Below are 3550 nucleotides of genomic sequence, written 5' to 3'. Positions count from 1 at the left end.
CTTCCAGTAGCCGAACGCGGCGTTGTCGAAGATCTTGCTCTGCTCCGATTCCTCGAAGGCGAGGAAGGTGTCACAGATGCGGGCAATGTCATCGTCGCCGAGCTCGCAGTTCTTCTTGCCGAGGTTCTTGCGCAGGGGCTGGAACCACTGGGTCGCGTCGATCAACTGCACCTTACCCTTGCGGTGGGCGGGCTTGCGGTTTGTGAGCACCCAAACATAGGTGGCGATGCCGGTGTTGTAGAACATGTTGAGCGGGAGGGCGACGATGGCCTCCAGCCAGTCGTTCTCGATGATCCAGCGGCGGATGTTGCTCTCGCCCTGTCCGGCGTCGCCGGTGAACAGCGAGCTGCCGTTGTGCACCTCGGCGATGCGGCTGCCGAGCGCGGTGTCCTGCTTCATCTTGGAGAGCTTGTTGGCGAGAAAGAGCATCTGGCCGTCGCTGGAGCGGGTGACCAGGGAATACTCGGCATCGCCCGCATGTTCGATAACGAAGCGGGGGTCGCGCATGTCCTTCTTGCCGCCCATGCGTTCCAGGTCGATTTTCCAGCTCTTGCCGTAGGGCGGGTTGGACAGCATGAAGTCGAACTCGCGCGACGGGAAAGCGTCGTTGGAGAGGGTTGAGTGCTCAGGGCCGCCAACGACATTGTCTGCCGCCTCGCCTTCTCCCTTGACTAACAGGTCGGCTTTGCAGATGGCAAAGGTTTCTCCGCTTATCTCCTGCCCATAGAGGTGCGTGGAAACGTCCTTTCCGTGCTCCGCCGCAACCTGTCGTAGCGTCTGCTCGGCCACTGTCAGCATCCCGCCGGTACCGCAGGCGCCATCGTAGAGCAGATACGTCCCAGACTGAATTCTGTCTGCGACGGGGAAGAAGACGAGCTTGGCCATCAGCGTAACGGCATCGCGTGGGGTCCAGTGCTTGCCGGCATCCTCGTTGTTCTGCTCATTGAAGCGGCGCACCAGCTCCTCGAAGATGGTTCCCATCCCGTGGTTGTCCAAGCCGGGGTGACGGACGGAACCGTCGGCGTACTTCACCGGTACCGGGCTCAGGTTTATTTCCGGCGATGTGATCTTCTCAATCAGCGCTCCCAACGCATCCGCCTTTGAGAGCTTCGGAATCTGGTGGCGAAACTCGAAGTTGTCGAGGATGTCCTGCACATTCGGCGAGAAGCCATCCAGATACGCTCCGAAGTCGGCCTTGAGCTGTTGCCGGTTGGCGCGGGCGCGTAGATCGCGCAGCGTGAATCTTGACGTGTTATAGAAGGCGTGACCGGCCGCTCGCCGCAGTGCAGCGTCCTGCTCGACGATGCCGGCCTTGTCGAGCATTGCCTTTGCATCGAGTACCGCCTGCTTGCCCGTTTCAAGCAAGGCATCAAGACGTCGCAGCACAGTCATTGGAATAACAATGTCGCGGTACTTGCTGGGTGCGTATACGTCGCGGAGAACGTCGTCCGCGATGCCCCAGATGTAGTTGACGATCCAGTTGAGGTCGGTGCTGCTCATCCCTCTCCTTCAAACTCCCCGCGGAATGCGGCCTCCAGGGCGGCGACGTCGATCTTGCCCATTTGTAGCATGGCCTGCTGCGCCCGCAAGGCGGCGGCCCGGTCCGGTGCGTTCTGCATCTCGAGCAACGGTTCCGGCACTATCTGCCACGAAACGCCGAAACGGTCGGTCAGCCAGCCGCACTGCCCTTCCTTGCCGCCATCTGCGACCAGGGCGGCCCAGAGCGCGTCTGTCTCCGCCTGGTCCTTCGTGAGAACCGAAATGGACGCGGCCGGCGTGTGCGGGAATATCGGACCGCCGTTGAGCACCTGGTACGGCGCGCCGGCGAGGATGAAGTCCACCGTGAGCGCCGGGCCGTCCGGTTCGGGCCGCGAGACGGTTTCAATGCGGCTGTCGGGCAGCAGCGAGACGTAGAACCGCGCGGCCTCCTCGCCCTGGCTGTCGAACCAGAGGCAGGTACGGACCCTGGGCCTGTGGCTCACGCCGACCCCGTCAGCAGCACGGTGGACCCGGTGGTCTTGCGCGCTTCGAGGTCGCGGTGCGCCCGGGCGGCGTCCGACAACGGGTACGTCTGGTTGATCTCCACCTTGACGATGCCGCGTGCGACGACGTCGAACAGGTCGTTGGCGGTGGTCTCGAGCGCGTCGCGCGTGGCGATGTGGGTGGCCAGCGTCGGACGCGTCAGGTAGAGCGAGCCCCGGGCGGCCAACATCGCCGGGTTGAACGCCTGGACCGGCCCCGATGCGTTGCCAAAACTCACCATCAGGCCGCGCGGCCGGAGGCAGGCGAGCGAATCGGTGAACGTGGCCTGTCCCACCGAGTCGTAGACGACCGGCAGACCGGCGCCGCCGGTCAGCTCGCGCACCCGCTCGGCGACGTTCTCCTGCGTGTAGATGATCACGTGGTCGCAGCCGTGCGCCTTCGCCAGCTCGGCCTTGGCGGGTGTGCTGACAGTGCCGATCACGGTGGCGCCCAGGTGCTTCGCCCACTGGCAGGCAATCAGGCCGCAGCCGCCCGCGGCGGCATGGAACAGGATGGTGTCGCCCGGCTGCACCATGTAGGTCTGCCGCAGCAGGTAGCGCGCGGTGCAGCCCTTCAGCATCATTGCGGCGGCCTGCCGGTCGCTGACGCCGTCCGGAATGCGGACGAGGACGCGCGCCGGAATCAGCCGCCGCTCGGTGTAGCTGCCGACGCTCATGCAGTACGCCACCCGGTCGCCGGGAGCCACCTCCGTAACGCCGTCGCCGACCGCCTCCACGACGCCCGCGGCCTCGCTGCCGATGATGGCCGGCATCGCGGCGACCGGATAGAGCCCGGTGCGGTGGTAGACGGCGATGAAGTTGAGGCCGACGGCCGTCTGGGCGATCAGCGCCTCGCCGGGGCCGGGCGCGCCGACCTCCACCGGCTCCCAGGTCAGTACCTCGGGGCCGCCCTTTTCATGTATCCGTATCGCTCTCGTCATCCGCCTCGCTCCCTCGGTACAGCCACCGACGGCGCGCGGCGGCTGCGTGATCCTACCAAGCGCATGTGTCACGGGGCGTCACGGGCGAGCGGCGTGACAACCCGCGCGGGTTTCGTCAAACTGTGACGCACTCGTGCCAGCCACCGACAGCGGCGCCTTCGACGCCGAGCATCCGCCCTCGCGCGACCTGGTCGCCGACTGCGTGCACTGCGGCTTCTGTCTGCCGGCCTGCCCCACGTACGTGCTCTGGCAGAAGGAGACCGACTCGCCACGCGGGCGCATCCACCTGATGCGGCTGGGCCTCGAGGACGCGGCGACGCTGAGCGACGGGTTCGTGCGGCATATCGATACCTGCCTCGGCTGCATGGCGTGCGTCACGGCGTGCCCTTCGGGCGTGCAGTACGACAAGCTGATCGAGGCCACGCGCCAGCAGGTGGAGCGGCGCGCGCCGCGCACGTGGGGCGACCGCCTGTTCCGGCGGCTGATCTTCTCCCTGTTTCCCTATCCGGGCCGGCTGCGCCTGGCGGCGCTCGGACTGTGGGCGTACCAGCGCAGCGGCCTGCAGCGGCTGGCGCACAACAGCGGCCT

General features: G+C 66.1%; 4 protein-coding genes. 1 reads left to right on the top strand and 3 read right to left on the bottom strand.

Translation table 11 applies throughout. The features are described 5' to 3' along the window. From OXC99_12820 to OXC99_12810, 3 genes are all read right to left on the bottom strand, one after another. On the bottom strand, positions 1–1500 hold a 1500-nt coding region (locus tag OXC99_12820; protein ID MCY4625864.1), incomplete at its 3' end, for a class I SAM-dependent DNA methyltransferase. Next, positions 1497–1982 carry a VOC family protein gene (locus OXC99_12815; protein MCY4625863.1) on the bottom strand — a complete coding sequence of 162 codons (486 nt, stop codon included), beginning with the start codon at positions 1980–1982 and terminating at the stop codon, positions 1497–1499. The genes OXC99_12820 and OXC99_12815, both read right to left, overlap by 4 nt. Then, positions 1979–2962 (bottom strand): quinone oxidoreductase, encoded by a 984-nt coding sequence (locus OXC99_12810; GenBank protein MCY4625862.1) that lies wholly within the window; start codon positions 2960–2962, stop codon positions 1979–1981. Before OXC99_12810 ends, OXC99_12815 begins: the two co-directional genes overlap by 4 nt. 133 nt (positions 2963–3095) lie before the next feature. On the opposite strand from OXC99_12810, the gene OXC99_12805 reads away from it, so the two are divergent. After that, positions 3096–3550 (top strand): 4Fe-4S dicluster domain-containing protein (locus tag OXC99_12805; GenBank protein MCY4625861.1); only part of this gene is annotated, 455 nt, incomplete at its 3' end.

The organism is Chloroflexota bacterium (assembly GCA_026713825.1).
Taxonomy (GTDB): Bacteria; Chloroflexota; Dehalococcoidia; order Lucifugimonadales; family UBA1127; genus UBA1127.
The sequence above is the reverse complement of the archived record's forward strand: the minus strand, read 5'-3'. Positions and strand labels throughout refer to the sequence as shown.

What these genes read in the sequence shown, in the direction of transcription:
- OXC99_12810 (MCY4625862.1), bottom strand. Translation starts at nt 2,962, where the DNA reads ATGACGAGAGCGATACGGATACATGAAAAGGGCGGCCCCGAGGTACTG.